Source organism: Clostridium facile (assembly GCF_014297275.1).
Taxonomy (GTDB): domain Bacteria; phylum Bacillota; class Clostridia; order Oscillospirales; family Ruminococcaceae; genus Massilioclostridium; species Massilioclostridium facile.
The window spans coordinates 511,371-529,510 of sequence record NZ_JACOQK010000001.1 but is presented as its reverse complement, the minus strand read 5'-3'; the positions used below and the strand labels follow the sequence as shown (position 1 = coordinate 529,510).

General features: G+C 42.5%; 19 protein-coding genes and 1 riboswitch. Of the genes, 7 read left to right on the top strand and 12 right to left on the bottom strand.

What is annotated here, in order from left to right; all coding sequences use genetic code 11:
- Window positions 1-378 precede the first annotated feature (378 nt).
- The gene (locus H8Z77_RS02225) at window positions 379-870 is read left to right on the top strand and encodes a GNAT family N-acetyltransferase (protein ID WP_186996042.1); all 492 of its coding nucleotides are present in this window, start codon (window positions 379-381) and stop codon (window positions 868-870) included.
- A 372-nt stretch (window positions 871-1,242) separates the two neighbouring features.
- On the opposite strand, the gene H8Z77_RS02220 is transcribed toward H8Z77_RS02225, so the two are convergent.
- From H8Z77_RS02220 to H8Z77_RS02205, 4 genes are all read right to left on the bottom strand, one after another.
- Entirely contained in the window at window positions 1,243-2,988 is a 1,746-nt protein-coding gene (locus tag H8Z77_RS02220) for an Rqc2 family fibronectin-binding protein (protein ID WP_186996041.1), read from the bottom strand.
- Window positions 2,989-2,992: 4 nt separating this feature from the next.
- Window positions 2,993-3,754 (bottom strand): Nif3-like dinuclear metal center hexameric protein, encoded by a 762-nt coding sequence (locus H8Z77_RS02215; protein ID WP_186996040.1) that lies wholly within the window; start codon window positions 3,752-3,754, stop codon window positions 2,993-2,995.
- Between the two features lie 11 nt (window positions 3,755-3,765).
- Window positions 3,766-4,461 carry a tRNA (adenine(22)-N(1))-methyltransferase gene (locus tag H8Z77_RS02210; protein ID WP_186996039.1) on the bottom strand — a complete coding sequence of 232 codons (696 nt, stop codon included), beginning with the start codon at window positions 4,459-4,461 and terminating at the stop codon, window positions 3,766-3,768.
- Between the two features lie 73 nt (window positions 4,462-4,534).
- On the bottom strand, window positions 4,535-5,152 hold the full coding sequence (locus tag H8Z77_RS02205; protein ID WP_186996038.1) for a GH25 family lysozyme: 618 nt from the start codon (window positions 5,150-5,152) through the stop codon (window positions 4,535-4,537).
- A 109-nt stretch (window positions 5,153-5,261) separates the two neighbouring features.
- Here H8Z77_RS02205 and H8Z77_RS02200 point away from each other — a divergent pair, with 109 nt between their 5' ends.
- Complete coding sequence (locus H8Z77_RS02200; RefSeq protein WP_186996037.1) at window positions 5,262-6,152, top strand: RluA family pseudouridine synthase; 891 nt, start codon at window positions 5,262-5,264, stop codon at window positions 6,150-6,152.
- Between the two features lie 9 nt (window positions 6,153-6,161).
- The gene (gene mutY / locus H8Z77_RS02195) at window positions 6,162-7,241 is read left to right on the top strand and encodes an A/G-specific adenine glycosylase (protein ID WP_366471765.1); all 1,080 of its coding nucleotides are present in this window, start codon (window positions 6,162-6,164) and stop codon (window positions 7,239-7,241) included.
- Between the two features lie 458 nt (window positions 7,242-7,699).
- On the opposite strand, the gene H8Z77_RS02190 is transcribed toward mutY, so the two are convergent.
- Window positions 7,700-8,014 carry a hypothetical protein gene (locus H8Z77_RS02190; RefSeq protein ID WP_186996036.1) on the bottom strand — a complete coding sequence of 105 codons (315 nt, stop codon included), beginning with the start codon at window positions 8,012-8,014 and terminating at the stop codon, window positions 7,700-7,702.
- On the opposite strand from H8Z77_RS02190, the gene H8Z77_RS02185 reads away from it, so the two are divergent.
- Entirely contained in the window at window positions 7,992-8,408 is a 417-nt protein-coding gene (locus H8Z77_RS02185) for a YjdF family protein (RefSeq protein ID WP_186996035.1), read from the top strand. The two genes, H8Z77_RS02190 and H8Z77_RS02185, sit on opposite strands and share 23 nt — an antisense overlap.
- Before the next feature lie 366 nt (window positions 8,409-8,774).
- On the opposite strand, the gene thiC is transcribed toward H8Z77_RS02185, so the two are convergent.
- The 3 genes from thiC to H8Z77_RS02170 form a co-directional block, all read right to left on the bottom strand.
- Window positions 8,775-10,061 carry a phosphomethylpyrimidine synthase ThiC gene (thiC, locus tag H8Z77_RS02180; protein ID WP_069989491.1) on the bottom strand — a complete coding sequence of 429 codons (1,287 nt, stop codon included), beginning with the start codon at window positions 10,059-10,061 and terminating at the stop codon, window positions 8,775-8,777.
- A 135-nt stretch (window positions 10,062-10,196) separates the two neighbouring features.
- Window positions 10,197-10,305: riboswitch (TPP riboswitch) on the bottom strand.
- 96 nt (window positions 10,306-10,401) lie between these two features.
- Window positions 10,402-10,677, bottom strand: coding sequence for a zinc-ribbon domain containing protein (locus H8Z77_RS02175; protein WP_069988453.1), 276 nt, complete (start codon window positions 10,675-10,677; stop codon window positions 10,402-10,404).
- 117 nt (window positions 10,678-10,794) lie between these two features.
- Window positions 10,795-11,355, bottom strand: coding sequence for a sigma-70 family RNA polymerase sigma factor (locus tag H8Z77_RS02170; RefSeq protein ID WP_069988452.1), 561 nt, complete (start codon window positions 11,353-11,355; stop codon window positions 10,795-10,797).
- A 381-nt stretch (window positions 11,356-11,736) separates the two neighbouring features.
- Between H8Z77_RS02170 and H8Z77_RS02165 the strand changes: the two genes are divergently transcribed.
- Together H8Z77_RS02165 and H8Z77_RS02160 are read left to right on the top strand one after the other, a co-directional pair.
- The gene (locus H8Z77_RS02165) at window positions 11,737-13,488 is read left to right on the top strand and encodes a B12-binding domain-containing radical SAM protein (RefSeq protein ID WP_186996034.1); all 1,752 of its coding nucleotides are present in this window, start codon (window positions 11,737-11,739) and stop codon (window positions 13,486-13,488) included.
- A gap of 3 nt (window positions 13,489-13,491) precedes the next feature.
- Entirely contained in the window at window positions 13,492-13,881 is a 390-nt protein-coding gene (locus H8Z77_RS02160) for a thioredoxin family protein (RefSeq protein WP_186996033.1), read from the top strand.
- 424 nt (window positions 13,882-14,305) lie between these two features.
- On the opposite strand, the gene H8Z77_RS02155 is transcribed toward H8Z77_RS02160, so the two are convergent.
- The 3 genes from H8Z77_RS02155 to H8Z77_RS02145 form a co-directional block, all read right to left on the bottom strand.
- Complete coding sequence (locus tag H8Z77_RS02155; RefSeq protein WP_186996032.1) at window positions 14,306-15,331, bottom strand: hypothetical protein; 1,026 nt, start codon at window positions 15,329-15,331, stop codon at window positions 14,306-14,308.
- A gap of 337 nt (window positions 15,332-15,668) precedes the next feature.
- The gene (rbr, locus tag H8Z77_RS02150; RefSeq protein ID WP_069988449.1) at window positions 15,669-16,205 is read right to left on the bottom strand and encodes a rubrerythrin; all 537 of its coding nucleotides are present in this window, start codon (window positions 16,203-16,205) and stop codon (window positions 15,669-15,671) included.
- Between the two features lie 42 nt (window positions 16,206-16,247).
- Complete coding sequence (locus H8Z77_RS02145; protein WP_069988448.1) at window positions 16,248-16,637, bottom strand: Fur family transcriptional regulator; 390 nt, start codon at window positions 16,635-16,637, stop codon at window positions 16,248-16,250.
- A 167-nt stretch (window positions 16,638-16,804) separates the two neighbouring features.
- Between H8Z77_RS02145 and H8Z77_RS02140 the strand changes: the two genes are divergently transcribed.
- Complete coding sequence (locus H8Z77_RS02140) at window positions 16,805-17,137, top strand: DUF6173 family protein (RefSeq protein ID WP_069988447.1); 333 nt, start codon at window positions 16,805-16,807, stop codon at window positions 17,135-17,137.
- A gap of 209 nt (window positions 17,138-17,346) precedes the next feature.
- Here H8Z77_RS02140 and H8Z77_RS02135 read toward each other — a convergent pair whose 3' ends face one another.
- Window positions 17,347-18,138 carry an RnfABCDGE type electron transport complex subunit B gene (locus H8Z77_RS02135; protein WP_186996031.1) on the bottom strand — a complete coding sequence of 264 codons (792 nt, stop codon included), beginning with the start codon at window positions 18,136-18,138 and terminating at the stop codon, window positions 17,347-17,349.
- Window positions 18,139-18,140 lie beyond the last annotated feature (2 nt).

Below are 18,140 nucleotides of genomic sequence, written 5' to 3'. Positions count from 1 at the left end.
GGAATTCTATTGCCCTGTTACAGAATCGTATCGTAAAATTTTAGAGACTATACTGCGAGTTTATAAAAAGCCACTAATAATACCCAGTAAACAGACTGTCATAATCAGTGCAAGAAATTTTTCACAAAGGATACATGGTAATCCCAATTTGCTATTTTGGGAAGATGGCGATGATCAATTTACGAAATGAATTGATGTTATGATACAATACCTATATGGAACTGCACCAATGAAATGGGAATCACAATGGGGAACTTCCCTCTTTTGTATTGCAAGGAAGCTCTCTGAAATAGAGTGTTATTTCATTGGAAAACATGACAACCTTGGCAAACAGGTGTATAATGGAATAGATTTATAAATTCGTAGGGAGGCTAAAATATGAATATTGCAATCAAATCATATCAAATAGAGGATGTCCAACAGGCGATTTCCATTTGGAACGAAGTGGTAGAGGATGGGGTTGCTTTCCCTCAAACAGAACTGCTGACACCCGAAACAGGGCATGAATTTTTTTCCCAGCAATCCTATACTGGCATAGCCTATGAAGAAGGCAGTAACCAGATTGTTGGGCTGTATATCCTTCATCCAAACAATGTAGGGCGTTGTGGACATATCTGTAACGCAAGCTATGCGGTAAAATCTTCGATTCGTGGGCAACATATTGGGGAAAAATTAGTGAATCACTGCAAAGCAGAAGCCAAAAACCTGGGATTCCAGATTTTACAGTTCAACGCAGTAGTAAAAACCAATCTGCCAGCACTCCATTTATATCAAAAATTGGGGTTTACTCAGCTTGGTACCATTCCAAAAGGGTTCCGCATGAAGGACGGAAGCTATGAGGATATCATCCCCCATTACTGTATGCTATAAATGAAATCCAACAACAAAACCTCCATAGTAGAAAAAACTACTATGGAGGTTTTATGATATCCAAATCTTTTCGATTCAAAAATAATTTGTTGTTAACCAAAACCAATATTGAACGGACAGTATGACAAATCCTGAAACGACGCCATACTGGTAATCCCTTAAATTTTCATCATGACATTCCGCCCGCAAACGGATATCTTCCATTTAATCCTGTGGGAAATCTGTCAATTTATACAGGATTAGGTCCGCCTACCCGTTGCTTCATCCCCTGATTAGAACTATGCTTATACTAATACACCTTAATTTCTCCGATTGAACTGAAGATGGATTCCTTATAGAAAGAACAATCAAAACAATCTGGCGTTTTACCCATTATTGTTTCAATTCCTGTTCCAATTCGGCGGAAGGGTTAACATAAGCGGTCTGCTGATTTGTAAAAATCACCATCCCCGGCTTTGCGCCGTTTGGCTTTTTCACATATTTCACCAGGGTATAGTCCACTGGCACCAGCCTGCTTTCCCTTGCTTTGGAATGGTATGCCGCCAAGATACATGCTTGTTCGATGGTGCTATCCGGAATTTCTTTACCGTCACTGAGGATAATCACGTGAGAACCTGGGATATTTTTGGTGTGGCACCATAAATCATAGTTTTTTGCCTCTTTTAAAGTCAGGCGGTCGTTCTGTTTGTTATTACGTCCACACAAAATGGTAAATCCATCGGTGGACTGGTATTTTAATGGAGGCAGTGGCTTGGCATGCTTCGCGTTGCGGCGGGTATTTTTTAAATAGCCCTGCTCCATGAGTTCTTCGCGAATTTCAGCGATTTCCTGATCGGTCGAAGTACGGCTGACGGTATCAAACACACTGTCAATATAAGCTAGTTCCTGTTCCGACTGCTCCAGCAAACCAGTCAGCATTTTTTCTGCTGTAATCGCCTTTTTATAATCCGAATAATACCGCTGGGCATTTTGGGCAGGGGTAAGCATGGGGTCTAATAAAATCGTAACTGGTTTATTGTCGTCATAATAATTTTCCAGGGTAACCCTGGTTTCCCCTTTTTGAATCCGGTACAGGTTAGCGTTGATTAAATCCCCAAATAAGCGGTACTCATCCCGGTTCATGCTGTGTTCCAGTTCATTTCTTTGAATTTCCAGCTTACGTGAAATCCGTTCCGATGTATTCAGCAGCATCTTCAGTAGGTCGTGGGAACGTTGTTTCATCCGGGCAACCCTGTCCCGTTCTACATAAAAATAATCCAACAGGCTGCTGGCGGAATCAAACAGTTTTGCCTCTAAAAATCCGCCATACTGGGCAATGGGCAGGAAAGAAAAATCCTTCGGCTTTCCCTGGTCCAACAACACAGTAAATTTTGTGCGGTTATGGGTTAAAATATCCCGAATGTTGTCAAAGCACTGGCGCAGGCGCGCTGTTTGTTGCCCGGTTAAATCATCCCGCCGCAGTTCTGTGCCTCCTGTGGTGTAAAACGCCATTTCCCGGGATAAAATTGGGGAAATCCCCTGGATTGTACGCAGCAGCATTTTAGAAAGTTCCCCATTGGGCTGTTCATTCAATGCCTGGATCAGTTCATCATTGGTGCTGACCAATAAATTCTTTTTATCCTGTAATGGGGGTATAGTATAGGTCAAATTGGGCAGAATCATCCGCACGCCGGACATACTGGCGTCTACCCGCTTAATCGCATCTAAAATTTTACCTTCCTGGTTGATGACAATGATGTTGGAATGGCGTCCCATAATTTCCACCGCTATGGTCATTACCACCGTGTCACCCAGCTCGTTCGTGGTTTCAAAGTCCAGGTAAAGCACACGGTCCATTTCCAATTGCCGTACCGCAACCAGTTTTCCGCTGCCCAGATGTTTTCGCAGCAACATGCAGAACATAGGGGGAACCTTCGGGTTCTCTGGAGGATGGTTGGTAAAATGGATTCTGGCGTTGTCCGCATTGGCGGAAAGCAACAGCCTTCCAGAACCTCCTTTCCAGCGCAGCACAATGATAATCTCCTCCCGGGAAGGCTGGTGGATCCGGTCAATACGGGAGCCAAGGTATTGTTCTAATTCTGTTTTGATAGTCGATAAAAAAGCGCCGTCTAAAGCCATTGGTTTAATCTCCTAAATAAAGCACTGGATTTTGAAAATCCGCTAAGATAAATTCGGTTTGCGGGAACTCCTGTTCCAAACGCTGTTTCAAAGCGGGGCAAACTAGGTTTTCGGTGTCAAAATGTCCGGCGTCCACAAAGGTAAATCCACTGGAATGGGCATCCAGCAAAATGTGGTGTTTTGCTTCCCCTGTCACCAGGGCATCCGCACCGGCCTCCATTGCAGGATACAGGGCAAAATCTCCACCACCGCCTAATACCGCCACTTTTTGGACGGGACGGTTCCCCACGGTATAACGTAATCCGTTGGCATCTAATGCCTGTTTCACATATTGGGCAAACGAATCTGGCTCCATAGGATGGGATAGCTCGCCAATCCTACCCATTTCTTCCCCGCCTTCCAGGAGGGAAACCTGCTGCAAACCCAGTTTTTCCGCCAGCACATCATTCACGCCGCCTTTCGCCTTGTCCAAATTGGTGTGGGCAGATATTACGCTGATGCCATGCTGCGCCAACAGGTAAACAGGGCTGTCTGCCATCAATTTTTTCAATGGATGGAAAATAATTGGATGGTGGGTAATAATCAGTTCCGCTTTTAACTCGATTGCCTGCTGAATTACCTCTTTGGTAGCGTCCAACGCAATTAAGGCGCAGGTAACGTTGCGCTCCCCATCCCCCACCAGGAATCCGGCATTATCAAAGTCCTCCTGGGTATCAAAAGGGGCAAAAGAGTTGATATACATTTCCATTTGTTTTACAGTAGCCATATAATCCTCTCCTATTCTGTCACAGGATGGTTGAGATAATCTGTTAACGACTCCACCAGCTGTTGAATCTGTTCCTGTTTTTCATTTTTTTGCTTCGCATGCTCCAGCCCATGCAGCATACGGGTATATTTTTTCAGCTGGCGCTGGAGATATTCCTGTCCATCCTTAGTGGAGGGCGGTATTTTTCCCGCCACAGCCTGAAAGTCAGATAATTCTAAGGTTTGCCCAGTGTATTCCACCGCCATGACGCAGTAAGTGTGGGTAGGTTCTAAAACCGGAATTTCTTTTTGGATGGTAAAGCCGTTGTAGGCAAGCCATTTCCGCAGCTTGTCCACAAAGGTCATGGGCTGGAGGACCAACCGTTTTCCCGGCTGGAATACCCATTTTGCCGGTTGGATTAAATCCGCAATCAGTTCTCCCCCCATGCCGCACATAATAATTGTATCCACTGTTTGGGGGATTTGCTCCAACCCATCGGATAAAACTGTGGTGACCGACTGCTCCAATCCATAACGCTGTATCAACGCCTTTGCTTGAGAAAGGGGCTTTTCGTTTACATCCGAAGCATATACATGTTTCGCTTTCCCCTCCATCACCAAATGGGCCGCCAACATGCCGTGGTCGCATCCAATATCCGCCACAATTGCCCCTGGGCGTACCAGGCTGGCGGCAGCGGCCAACCGTTGATCCAACACAAATTTTCGCATTTTGTCCCTCCGTAAACAGCTTCATTTTGTTTCTTTGTTATTATAGCATAATCTTTGCGTTCTGTCATCCAGCCTATTCTTGATTGCCCAGTTCACAAACATCAATTGAAAAATCCGTGTAATCCCGGTAACATAAATTTAGCCCTACATTCTTTGGAACTCCAGCCACCCTTCCAGTACAGCTGTACTGCCAAATGGTATAGGGCTGGACAATATCCGGCGGTTCTATTTGATAATCTGCCACCCATCTGGCACAGCAATGTTCCGAACACATTTTCAGCCCCTGATTCCACCGATGGGAAAAATCAAAAATAGAAGGGAAATATCCCTCCAGTTTTACCTTCATGGCAAACGCAAAACAAACACCGTTAATTTGTTCCTGGTCCATCCCCAAATGCCATAAACGGCTGCAATCATACGCAACAGGGTAACAGACAGGAATGGACTGGATGGATTTCAAACAAAATTCAGCCTCCCTAAATGCTTCATCCGCGTTTGCCGCCTGACCACAATGGTAGATGCCAATGGGGATGCCATTGGAAACCGCCCCCATTCCGTTTTGATACAGCTGGTTATCCTTTCTACAACCAATTCCGGAGCATAGCATAGCAAACTGGATTCCCTGATATTTTACCAACTCCCAATCAATTTTTCCCTGGTATTGGCTTACATCAATTCCTTTCCGCTCCATAATCCCCCTCCTTTGTAAAAATCCCCTATTAGTAAGATATGCCAATAGGGCTAGATTTGCCTGTTTTGCTGTGTTATAATAGGGACAAACAATGAATTAGGAGAATTTGATGGAACGTATTTTCACAACAGTGATTTCCCAACAGCAGGATGGTCAAACGGTAGCATCTATTTTAAAACAGCTTGGCTTTTCCAACGGCATGGTACGCCGACTAAAACGCATCCCCAACGGTATCCAGCTAAACGGGAAACATGCCAAAACCCCTGATATTGCCCAAACCGGCGATCAGCTCCGATTAGTTTTGGAAACCGCTGATGCTGTTTCGGAACATATTGTGCCGGTAAAAGGTGAACTGGATATTGTTTACGAGGATTTGGATTTACTGATTTTAAATAAACCGGCGGGAATACCTGTCCATCCATCCCAGGGGCACTTTGAGGATAGCCTGGCAAACCGGGTGATGGCATACTACCAAAACCAGGGGCTTAACTTTGTGTTCCGGGCGGTAAACCGTTTGGATCGAGGGACGTCCGGTTTAATGGCAGTGGCAAAACATTCATTTACCCAAGACGCCCTTTGCTCCCAAATGGGGGAAAAACTGATGCAGCGCAGCTACCTTGCAATTGTGTGCGGTACACCCCAGCCTGCATCTGGAACCATCCGCCTGCCCATTGCCCGGGAAGAAGGCAGCACCATTAAACGGATTGTCAGCCCAAACGGGGTGGAAGCAATTACCCATTACCAGACAATCCGCTCCAACAATGGATGCAGCCTATTGCGGATTCAGTTGGAAACCGGGCGTACCCATCAAATCAGGGTTCATTTTTCCCATTTAGGCCATCCATTGGCAGGGGATTTTTTGTATGGTACCCAACTTCCAGAACTTCCACAAGGGCATGCCCTTCATTCAGAACAGCTAAAATTATACCACCCTATTTTGCGGAAATGGATGGTATTTACTGCCCCATTGCCAAAACCACTACAACAGTTGATTGATTAGGAGGATATTGTGACACAACAAGAACAAACCATTTTACAACAGCTCCCTTCCCTTTTATTGAGCTGGTACGACCAACAGGCAAGAATCCTACCTTGGCGGGAACAGCCTACGCCATACCGTGTGTGGATTTCCGAAATTATGCTGCAACAAACCCGTGTGGAGGCAGTAAAGCCTTATTTTGAACGGTTTGTAACTACCCTGCCCACCATTGCCGACCTAGCCAATGTGGATGACCAGCTTTTATTGAAATTGTGGGAAGGTCTGGGATATTATAACCGCGCCCGCAATTTAAAGCGGGCAGCTAAGTTTGTAGTAAAAGAATATGGTGGGGAACTGCCAGCGGATTACCAGGCATTATTAATGCTTCCTGGCATTGGAGCATATACAGCGGGGGCCATTGCATCCATTGCGTTTCATATTCGTCGCCCTGCTGTAGATGGAAACGTTTTGCGGGTGATTTCCCGTATCCTGGCGAAAAAAGATGATATTACGTTGCCAAAAGTAAAAGAAAATGTAGAAGAAATGATAACAAAAATTTTGCCAGAACAACGGGTGGGGGATTTTAACCAGTCCTTAATGGAGTTGGGCGCTACAGTCTGCCTTCCCAACGGGGAACCTCTTTGTCAAACCTGTCCTGTCCAAGCTATTTGCCAGGGATATCAACAGGGTATCGCTCCAGAGCTTCCCATAAAAACAAAAAAAGCGGATCGAAAAATCCAGGATAAAACCATCCTACTATTGCTGTGTAATGGCAAAGTAGCAATCCGCCAAAGGGAAAACAAAGGGCTTCTAGCTGGACTATGGGAATTTCCAAGCATTGATGAAAAAAGAAACAAAACCCAGCTGGAAAGGGAACTGATCCAACAGGGCTATCTGGTTTCGTCGATCCATCCAGTTGGGAAAAGCAAGCATATTTTCAGCCATATTGAATGGAGGATGAACGGCTATCTGGTCCGCCTGAATTACCCTGTGCCGGAATTCACCTGGGTAACCGAGGAGGAACTCCAAGAGCAGTACCCTTTGCCAACTGCCTTCAAGTTTTACCAACAAGCACTGGAAGAAGATATACAAACCAGTCTGTTCCAATAGGATAATGCAATATTCCAAAAGTAATCATTGAAAAATAATAGCTTGATATTCGCAGGAAAGATAGAAATGGAACCAGAAAACTTTTGTTCTGTTGATAAAAACATAAATTCGTTCAAGAAAATGTCATTCGGTTATTTGGTATGACAGGATGGTGGTTGTTATGATTTCTGTACTAATCGGTATTTTGGTGATGTTTATCTTCAAAATAGTCGAAATCTGCAAAGACAATATCCCGCCCAACAGATACGCAATACATACGCTTTGATGCAGAATTTTTGTTTTCAGACGGATAAAACAAAAGAGGAAATTATCGCGGCATTAATCTGCCATTCCATATATGATATTTTCGGCTATAATTATGACCCACAAACAGATATCATCTACTTTTTTGATCAACTCATACTAGGATACGATACCCGCTATCAAATTATTTTTTTGAATGTGACCAGTTTACCTGTTTAAAAATATCCCAGCAAAATCATTTTTACTTCAAAAATAATTTTCTCTACCATCAAAATGAATTTTGGATCAAAAAACTGGATACTAAGCCAATCCCCTATTTTCCGTCTTAAAGTTAGAAAAGCTTTTGACACTACCTTGAAAAACCCTATTGTTTTTGATACAATCAAGGTAGCAAAGATAAAAACACAGCCTGGTTGGTAGTCCAGGCGCAGCGATGATGCTGCCAGTAGCCCTCCTCCTTGGTCGTCCCTTCTTTGTGCTATTTTATTGTTTAAGGAGGGCTTGCCAATGGGCACAATATCCAAATTCACTGTTCTGTTTGAACCCCCTTTTTGGGTGGGTATTTTTGAGCGGCAGCAGGGGAACCATTACGAGGCTTGTAAAATTATTTTTGGAGCCGAACCAAAAGAGGGAGAAATCTATGAGTTTTTCCTTCATCACTGGGATTCCCTGCGGTTTAGCCCAGCAATTCAAACCGAGGCGGTAAAACAGCAAAGCCATAACCCGAAACGCCTGCAACGGCAGATTCAAAAACAGTTACGCCAAACCGGAGTTGGTACAAAGGCGCAGCAGGCGTTCAAACAGATGCAGGAACAGGGCAAGCAGGAACGGTGTATCCGCAACCGTCAACGGAAACAGGAGCAAAAAGAACTTGTTTTCCAACAAAAACAACAAAAGCGGAAAGAAAAACACAAAGGGCATTAACCCACAAAAAATACTGGCAGTCATTACGACTGCCAGTATTTTTGATACTGCCGTTTTTATAACCTTATCATAAATGAAGCGAAAATCATCATGGTAAACTTTTTGTATAGCACCAAAATGTTAGTAATGCTGACTTTCCATGTTTATAAGCAATGACTGTCTAGTAGGTTATGCTTCGTAATATTGGATTGAAAGCCACACTGATATATTTTTCACTGTACTTTAAGATTATTGCGATGTTTTTATAGGATTGTTTTTGATTGTTTCAAAACTTTCCCTCTGACAGAACCAAAATGGATTCAATTTTACTCTAATGTAAACAGCCAGCCCTATTGAAATGAGGCTGGCTGTTTTTTGTTATGTTTATTAATCCATGATGTCTACATCTTCGCCACGCAGGATTTTATTGATATTGCGTACTGCACACATTTTTCCGCACATGGTACAGGTGTCTTCCCGTTCCGGAGTGGATTCCGCACGGTATCTTCTTGCTTTTTCTCCGTCCATGGCCAGCTCAAACTGTTTTTCCCAGTCCAGGTTGCGGCGTGCTTCGCTCATCTGGTAATCCCAGTCTTTCGCACCCTTTACCCCTTTGGCAACATCAGCGGCATGGGCGGCAATTTTAGAGGCGATAATCCCCTCTTTTACATCGTCTACAGTTGGCAGGCGAAGATGTTCTGCCGGTGTCACATAGCAGAGGAAAGAAGCTCCATAAGTTGCGGCAATTGCACCACCAATGGCTGCGGTAATATGGTCATACCCTGGAGCGACATCGGTTACCAAAGGCCCTAACACATAAAAAGGCGCCCCTTTACAGATGGTCTGCTGAATTTCCATATTCGCACGAATCTGGTTCAAAGGCATATGTCCTGGCCCTTCAATCATTACCTGGACGTTCTTTTCCCACGCCCGCATGGTCAGTTCGCCCAAGGTAACCAATTCCTCAATTTGAGAAATATCTCCCGCATCTTCGATGCTTCCTGGACGGCAGGCATCCCCCAGGCTTAAAGTAACATCGTATTGCTGGCAAATATCCAAAATTTCATCAAAATGCTCATAAAATGGGTTTTCGTTCCCTGTCAGCTCCATCCACGCAAAAATAATGGAACCCCCACGGGAGACGATATTGGTATGGCGTTTTGCCTGTTTAAAACGCTTTGCGGTTTCTTTGTTGATGCCACAGTGGATGGTCATAAAATCCACACCATCTTCGGCGTGCATTTTTACAATATCAATCCACTGCTGGGAGGTAATCGCTTTTAACGCTTTATTATAATATACCACAGCGTCATAAATTGGCACAGTACCCAAAACAGCTGGACATTCGGCGGTTAATTTTCTGCGGAACACCTGGGTATCGCCAAATGAACTTAAATCCATAATAGCTTCCGCACCCAAATCAACAGCGGTCATTACTTTTTTCATCTCAACATCTAAATCCAGGCAGTCCTTAGAGGTTCCTAAATTAACATTGATTTTTGTTTTTAGTTTGCTGCCAATCCCATGAGGTTTTAAACAGGTATGGTTTTTGTTTGCAGGGATTACTACCTGGCCTTTCGCAACCAGTTCCATTAACTCTGTTTCCGGAATCTGTTCCTCTTTGGCAACAGCCGCCATTTCTTTGGTGATAATTCCTTTTTTTGCTGCATCCATCTGTGTTGTATACACGGCAAAACATCCTTTCTTTCATTGCATGGTTTGGATTTTTAAACTCTGCCGAGCAAATGGCGGAGTATCACCGGGCATAAAAAAACAATACCCAGCTTTGCCACCGCAAAGAAGGTATTGCTGAAATACAACCTATATCCCTACGCTGGCATTATCCAAATCAGGTTCTTAGGGTCGAAGTTTGATTACTTCCTCTCAGCCTGCCATACAAGCTCCCCCTGTTATTCAGTTCTGTCCATTAGCCTACCACAGTACCAAAAAATTGTCAAGTAAAATAGAAAAACCCGGGATAAAAATCCCGGGTAAAAGGTATCAAAAAAAGAAATTATTCTTCTCTCATTTTAGCGAAGCATTCGCTGCAATAAACTGGACGGTCTTCACGTGGTTGGAAAGGAACTTTTGCTTCTCCACCACAGGAAGCACAGGTTGCAGTATACATTTCTCTGCTTGCCTTGGATGCGTTTTTACGGGCATCACGGCAGCTTTTACATCTTTGTGGTTCATTAACAAACCCTTTTTCAGCGTAGAATTCTTGTTCACCAGCGGTAAAAACAAATTCTGCTCCACATTCTTTACAAGTTAATGTTTTGTCTTCGTACATTTGAAAAACCTCTCTTAAATAACAATAATATTTGCCCCAGACGGATTCGCACCATCACCTTTGAAAAAACAACGCTCTGCTTTAAGCTACCGGGCCATGGATGATATAGGACATGCGCTAATTTACTAAAAACTTTAGCTTCTTCCGGATTCGAACCAGGGCATTGTCAACCGACTTTTTTGGTACATGCAGCCGTTTTGACATCGCATCGTAGCTGTAGCCTTGCAGATACAAAAACAAGGTTTCCTTCTCAAACGAAGACAAAAGTATTTTGATTTGCCGGTTCATTTCCTGTTGTTTTTCTTTGGCAAGAAACAACAACTCAGGGTCTGCCGGCTCAGAAGAATCCACTACAATAGATTCTTCCAAAGGAAGGGATTGGTTCAGCAAACTATGTTTTTTTGCAGCCGCACTTTGAGCTGCTTTTAAAATCCTGTTGCGGATACAAGTACTGGCATATGTCTGGAACGAAGTATCTCGATCCAACTGATAGGTGCGAATTGCGTCTAGCAACCCAATCAACCCTTCTTGGATCAGGTCTTCCTGCTCCATTCCGTCCACATGGAACTTGGATGCAAGTTTTACAACAAGCCCCATATAGGTTTCCACCAATCGCCCTGCTTCTGATTCAGTCAGATCATTGGCTTGAAAAGCATCTGGATTGTATGGATGTTCCATAGAATTTTGCCTTACCTTCCTATGATTTACCCTTATCATACCTTATTCCGTGATAATTGTCAAGTTTTTTCTTTCCAGATAAGCTGCACAATTTTGACATGTTTTACGATAAAATTTACATATATATGATTATTTTATTATTAATTCTAAAATAAAACATAAAAATAAGGGTGATTTTCTAAAAAACTGTCTCATATAAGACAGTTTTATGATTATATAAAATCAATTTGTTGTTTTGTTTTGATTGATAGGGCAACGGATTTTTTAAAATGTTTTCATGAAATAAATCAAAAAATATGGTATACTAATAAAATATGTATTTTACCATCAGAGCTTAACTTTGCTTTCTGATGTAATTTTAACCAATCGAAGGAAATGAATATGAAGTTTATCCTAGTATCTTTAAACGCCAAGTTCATCCATTCCAATTTGGCAATCCGAAGTATACAAAAATATACACAGCTACATACTGGCATTATGCCAGAAATACGGGAATACACCATCAACCAGCCGGAAGAGCTGATATTACGGGAATTATTTGAGGAACATCCGGATATTGTGGGCTTTTCCTGTTACATTTGGAATATTGATATGATTTTGCGCCTTGTGGTGCAGTTAAAACAAGTTGCTCCTGATATAACTATTGTATTGGGAGGACCGGAAGTGAGCTACAACTCCAAAGAACTACTAGAATCCTATCCAGTGGATATGGTCATCCGTGGTGAAGGGGAAAAAACCTTTGCGGAATTGGTACAGGCTCTTCAGAATAAGGTCAGTCTTGACAGTGTAAAAGGGCTAACATGGAAAATTGGTTCCCAATTGGTCGAGAACCCTCCTCAACCCCCTTTGCGTTTGGATGATATCCCATTTGTTTATGACGATGAACGGATGGCACAGTTCCAAAACCGGATTATCTATTATGAATCTTCCCGCGGCTGTCCATATCAGTGCGCTTACTGCCTCTCCTCTATCGAAAAGGGGGTAAGGCTGCTTTCGGAGCAACGGGTGGAACAAGATTTACAGTTCTTTTTGGACCATCGGGTGAAACAGGTTAAATTTGTAGACCGTTCGTTTAACTGCAACAAGCATCACGCCCTGCATATTTGGAAATATGTAGCGGAACATGATAATGGCATTACCAATTTCCATTGTGAAATCAATGGGGATACACTGGATGAAGAATCTATTTCCTTTTTACAAACCGCAAGAAAAGGGCTCTTCCAGTTTGAAATTGGCATCCAGACCACCAACGAAAAAACCTTGAAGGAAATCCACCGAAAAAATAACTTTGACCGAATTGCCCAGGTAGTAGCTGCCTTGCAGAAAAACAAAAACATCCACCTTCATCTGGATTTAATTGCCGGGCTTCCCCATGAGGACTATCACAGTTTTGGAAAATCCTTTAACGATGTATACGCTTTGCATCCGGATCAATTTCAATTGGGATTTTTAAAACTGCTAAAGGGGTCGGATTTAGAGCGGCGCCAAAAAGAATTGGGGATTACCTGTCGGAAAACTGCTCCATATGAAGTCCTCTTTACCAGATGGCTGCCATTTGAACGGACCTTGCAACTAAAAATGATAGAGGAAATGGTGGAGCAATATTACAATTCTAACCGTTTTAAAGCCTGTATCCGCTATTTGGAGACCCTATTCCCTACCCCGTTCTCCCTATATGAGAACTTAGCAGGATTCTACCAGAAAAAAGGCTACCACAAGGTTAGCCATACCAAAGAACAGGCATATACTATTTTATATGAATTCCTAATGGAACTCCCCAAAGGAAATTTGGAATATTTCCAGTGGCTGGCGAAATTCGACCTGTACTCCCACGAAAAGGCGAAAAAAATCCCGTCTTGGATTCCAAACGACCTAACCACAGAACAAAAACAGCCAATTTACCAGTTCTATAACCAGCCGGAAAATATCAAAACCTATCTTCCAGACTACCAAAACCTGAACGGGCTACAGATATATCGAATGGCACATTTAGAAAAATTTCCTTTTCATCCCCTTACAGGCCAACAGCAAGAATGTTACCTCCTGTTTAACTACCGCCAAACAGACCTGCTAGGGAATGCCCTTGTCATAGAATTACCAGTAGAACAGATTGAAACAGAAATGGAGAATTAATCAATGGGATTTATCGGAGATAAATTGGAACAATGGAAAGAAAAAAGACGGATTCGGGAAGAAGAACGGGAACTTTACCCATTTGGAAAGCCAAAAGAACAAAGTCGTTTTATTGTGTTAGGCGGATTTGGCAGGCGGCATAAACAAAACCTGGCCAATGTCCAACAGGCAGTACAAGAACTGGGGTTTGATGACAAAGTACTCTACCTTAGCGATAATCGGGATATTGTACGCTATGGTGTATTATATACCCCAGCTTTGGTCGTAGACGGAACCGTGGTTTCCAAAGCGGAATTTCTTTCGGTAGAAGAAGCAAAAGATTATATTACCGAAGCGTTGCAAAATGAAAACTCTCCTTCTGATAGCCTGGAAGGGACGGAAGAAGAGCTATAGCCGTTTGCCGTTGTCCGGATTCAGGAATCAGAACGTTACTTTGGCAATATTCATCAAATCAGGGTTGATTTCGGTGGTTTAAACGTAAAATTTCTAGTTGCGTTTGCTGTCTTTACTCCGTAAATCCTTTTACGTAGAAATTTGCTGCAGAGCCTAAATTTCCCGTAAGTAATCAAAAACTGTACAAAACTATCAAATAGAAAAAACCGGTATCTTTTGAGCATTACTCTCAAAGGTACCGGTTCTATTTTTTACAAGTTTGGTTTCTATGTTACTGAAGGGTCGAAAAGCAAAATGGAAACAGTTTCTAGATCTAGGTTCCGCTGTCAAAGGTAAAACCAATTTCCCTACTGTAGTACAAATTTTATTATCTCAATATAATCGAACATTCCCTTTCTATCTATCAAATCCTGCTGGTAAACATTTAACCTGCTGTATTTTCCGTAAGATACCCCAGTGAATCTAGAATATACTGTATTTCGTCTGGATGGGCGGAGGAACAGGCGTAAATCACCGTATTATTTTGATACAACACAAGGCTGTAAACTCCGTTTTGTGTGATGGCAAACTGTTTTCCTCCGCCAGGCAGTTCTGTTTCATGTTCAGCACGCTGGTCAAACTCCAATTCCGGTGCAATATCGTATGAGATACGGTTATACACCCCATCGGTTGTTTCTCCATCCGAATATTCGTAAAACTCAAAGGTTGTTTCCCCTTTTACGCCAGCCACCACATTGGTGAGTTTGTGTTCATCATAAAACCAGTAGGTTGTGGCTATGTTTGCGGTTTCAAACCCTTTGTCAGACAAAGCCGTATGTACATCTGAAAAGTGAAGGTTTCCGGTGATGGATGGCGGCTGTATACTGGTGGTTTGATGATTTATAAGCTGTGTAGCAGCCAAATGGCTTACGATGAAAAACAAGAGAAAGATACTACCTACCACTGTGCACGCAATAATCCGTTTCCCTCTATGTTTGGATTTCTCCCTTTCATACTTTATCGCAAGTTTTTCCGCCATCCGTTCCTCCATAGGATGGTTTTGCCTGTAAACTTTCCCCACTACCACAAGAGCAATATTGATGAAGGCAAGGATAATATTGCCGGCAAAGATATACTGTTCCTTGTTGGCAAAAGGGATGATGATGCCAAACTCAGCAAGTATCAATGCGGCAAGCCCCGGTAAAGTGCTAATCCCATACCAGCGTAACAGTTTCCTTATTTGTTCAGGATCTTCCGCCTTTTCCGCCAGATAGTGAAATATCCTCCTCTGGTTTTTTTGTAACCTGGTACGGGAAGTTCCCACCAAAGGTTTGTTGGCAAAATGGCGTAATGCCTCGCCAAAGGTCACGCCAGCCTGATTTAATGCTTCCTTAAAAATCCAAAATGAGCAGAATAAATTTATCGGAACCAAGAGAATGGAAACGATGATATTAAATTCCAAGGTATCCATATAGAAAACTCCCATCCTTTATCAGTGATAATCCCATTACAGGAATTGATAAGCCTATTATATCTCTTTGGCAGCATAAAATCTACCATTCATGCTGGAAATAAAAATTTAAAATATCAGTATGGCATAGAATCAGAAACGATAAAGGGCGTAAACCAACTTTTACAAAAGCATTGAACAAAGCTTCTATCAGTAATCCTACCAAATATACCAGATAAAAAATTTCGGTCAAAAACAAAGGCGGCATGGCAAAACACCACACCGTCTCTAATAAAGCCAATATTCTATAGAATAAATTTCCTTTCCAATCCACTTTCCGAAAACAGAATTTTTGGGGTTAATAGTTTATTACATGTAATTCAAAATAGGCTTGTGGATGGGCACATACAGGGCAAACTTCCGGCGCCTTATCCGAAAAGTGGATATGGCCGCAGTTCCGGCAAATCCATGCGTATTCCCCATCTTTTTCAAACACTTTGCCATTCTGCAGATTTTCCAGTAAAGTAGTGTACCGTTGTTCGTGGCTTTTTTCAATCTCCGCCACCCCACGGAACATATTGGCGATTTGAGGGAAGTTTTCTTCTTCCGCTACTTTGGCAAATTCAGCGTACATCTCTGTCCACTCATAATTTTCCCCAGCAGCAGCATCCCGCAAACATTCATCCAACTGTGGAATCCCCTGGTTTAGCAGTTTAAACCACAGTTTCGCATGGGCGCACTCATTATGGGCTGTTTCCTCAAAAATGGCCGCAATTTGTTCATACCCCTGTTTCCTCGCCTGGCTGGCATAGTAGGTGTACTTATTGCGAGCCTGTGATTCACCGGCAAAAGCAGTTAATAAATTCTGTTCTGTTTTTGTTCCTTTTAGATTCATACGAACACCTCATCATATGCCGGTTACAGGTTACTCCTGTAATCAGCTATTTTTTACCGAGGCACAGTGTTCACAAACACATTTAATGCTTACATCACAACTGACAATCTGGTGGAATCCTTCTCCTTTAATTGCTGAAGTTAAATCCAGTTGCTTAGGATCAATCTGGAAATCGAACATTTCGTTACATTTCACACATATTGCGTGATAATGAGGGGTAATATTGCCGTCAAAACGGTCTGGTGCCCCTGCTACTTCAATCTTTTGGATCATCCCAAGTTCAGCCAGTTGGTTTAAATTGCGGTAAACTGTACCTAAGCTAAGATTAGGATGCTCTTTTTTTAAAGAAGAATACACATGATTTGCAGTAGGATGCACTAAATTTTTCTTTACATAGTCCAGGATAATCTCCCGCTGTTTTGAGTATTTCATCGTAGTTCTCCTTGTCTCGATAATAATTACAATAATAATTACTAATATAATACAATATTAAAATATCCTTGTCAAGATTTTTACACTTGTAAATTTTTCCTGCTGGACAAACCCTTTTTTGTCCAGTATAATAATAGGGATTAGAAATTTAGTTTAAGGAGAATGTTATGGAACTGAATTATTTAAATGCTTCCGGAAAATCAGCTGTTACCGGAAACCCACCGTTGAAAGAAATCCTAAATGCAATCCAAGCATTTGAGCAAAACTTGGAGGAACATCAGGAAATCGCCTTAAAATTAGGTGGATTTGGGCAATCCCTGACCATGTTTGCGGAAGAAATCCAATGTATCAACGATAATATGATTCTCTTTAAAGGGGTATCCCCCCACGGCGAAGCCTGTACCTTAATCCAGCACATTAGCCAGGTAAACTTTATCCTTGCGGCTGTGCCAAAATCCAGGGATGCCGAAACCGCCCGCAGAATCAAATTTATGATCTAGCTACCAGTTTATTGCATTGTATGGTATTTCGTTTCAAATGGGGTTTTATATAGAAGAATTTGATTTTTTAGATTACTGCCCATTTATGAATCAATACAATAACATCAAACGACTGATGAAATAATACGGTAACGCCAATATGAGAAAAAGCGTATGTATTTTCTAATACATACGCTTTTGTTTTGATAGAAAGTTGATGAAAAACTTATTTAAGGCAAGCGGTGGATACAGTTGACAGGGCATTGCTCAATACATTCCCCACAGGAAGTACATTTTTCATAATCAATCCTGGCAATAAAGTTCTCCACATGGATGGCATCATATTGACAGGTACGTTGACATTTTCCACATCCAATACATCCGTTACTGCACACATTCATAACGGCCTTACCACGTTGCGGGTTATTACAAGCTACAACAACAGGCTTATTCACCGGTTTTAAATGGATTAAATTTTTGGGACAGGTGTCCACACATCTACCGCAGGAAATACAGGTCTCCTCATCCACCCAGGCAACCCCGTCCTGTAAGGAAATCGCTTCTACTGGGCAGATTTTGCTGCAATCCCCATAGCCCAGGCAACCATAAGCACAAGCTTTGTCACCGGAATACAGCTTAGATGCTGCCTGGCAGGTCAGTTCCCCCTGGTAATCATATTTGGAATGGGTTGCATGGAGGTTTCCGTTACAATGGACATAAGCGGCTTTTTTCTCAATAGCCCCTGCTTCTACCCCCATAATTTCCGCAACCTGTTTGGCTACACTGGGTCCCCCTGGAACACACTGGTTTGGCGCAGCCCCGTTGGCAACCGCTTTTGCATAGTCATCACAGCCACTATAACCACAAGCACCACAGTTGATACCTGGTAGACAATCCCGGATTTTTTCTACCTTTTCGTCCTCTTTTACCCCTAAGAATACCGAGGCGATGGAAAGCAGCAACCCCGCTAGTAACGCAAGCCCGATGAAAATAAGAATTGGCAGGAAATATAATTCAAACATCT

Bases quoted from the DNA above. Each gene is read 5' to 3' on its own strand.
- H8Z77_RS02225 (WP_186996042.1), top strand. From the start codon at position 379: ATGAATATTGCAATCAAATCATATCAAATAGAGGATGTCCAACAGGCG.
- H8Z77_RS02220 (WP_186996041.1), bottom strand. From the start codon at position 2,988: ATGGCTTTAGACGGCGCTTTTTTATCGACTATCAAAACAGAATTAGAA.
- H8Z77_RS02215 (WP_186996040.1), bottom strand. From the start codon at position 3,754: ATGGCTACTGTAAAACAAATGGAAATGTATATCAACTCTTTTGCCCCT.
- H8Z77_RS02210 (WP_186996039.1), bottom strand. From the start codon at position 4,461: ATGCGAAAATTTGTGTTGGATCAACGGTTGGCCGCTGCCGCCAGCCTG.
- H8Z77_RS02205 (WP_186996038.1), bottom strand. From the start codon at position 5,152: ATGGAGCGGAAAGGAATTGATGTAAGCCAATACCAGGGAAAAATTGAT.
- H8Z77_RS02200 (WP_186996037.1), top strand. From the start codon at position 5,262: ATGGAACGTATTTTCACAACAGTGATTTCCCAACAGCAGGATGGTCAA.
- H8Z77_RS02185 (WP_186996035.1), top strand. From the start codon at position 7,992: ATGGGCACAATATCCAAATTCACTGTTCTGTTTGAACCCCCTTTTTGG.
- thiC (WP_069989491.1), bottom strand. From the start codon at position 10,061: ATGGATGCAGCAAAAAAAGGAATTATCACCAAAGAAATGGCGGCTGTT.
- H8Z77_RS02175 (WP_069988453.1), bottom strand. From the start codon at position 10,677: ATGTACGAAGACAAAACATTAACTTGTAAAGAATGTGGAGCAGAATTT.
- H8Z77_RS02170 (WP_069988452.1), bottom strand. From the start codon at position 11,355: ATGGAACATCCATACAATCCAGATGCTTTTCAAGCCAATGATCTGACT.
- H8Z77_RS02165 (WP_186996034.1), top strand. From the start codon at position 11,737: ATGAAGTTTATCCTAGTATCTTTAAACGCCAAGTTCATCCATTCCAAT.
- H8Z77_RS02160 (WP_186996033.1), top strand. From the start codon at position 13,492: ATGGGATTTATCGGAGATAAATTGGAACAATGGAAAGAAAAAAGACGG.
- H8Z77_RS02155 (WP_186996032.1), bottom strand. From the start codon at position 15,331: ATGGATACCTTGGAATTTAATATCATCGTTTCCATTCTCTTGGTTCCG.
- rbr (WP_069988449.1), bottom strand. From the start codon at position 16,205: ATGAATCTAAAAGGAACAAAAACAGAACAGAATTTATTAACTGCTTTT.
- H8Z77_RS02145 (WP_069988448.1), bottom strand. From the start codon at position 16,637: ATGAAATACTCAAAACAGCGGGAGATTATCCTGGACTATGTAAAGAAA.
- H8Z77_RS02140 (WP_069988447.1), top strand. From the start codon at position 16,805: ATGGAACTGAATTATTTAAATGCTTCCGGAAAATCAGCTGTTACCGGA.
- H8Z77_RS02135 (WP_186996031.1), bottom strand. From the start codon at position 18,138: ATGTTTGAATTATATTTCCTGCCAATTCTTATTTTCATCGGGCTTGCG.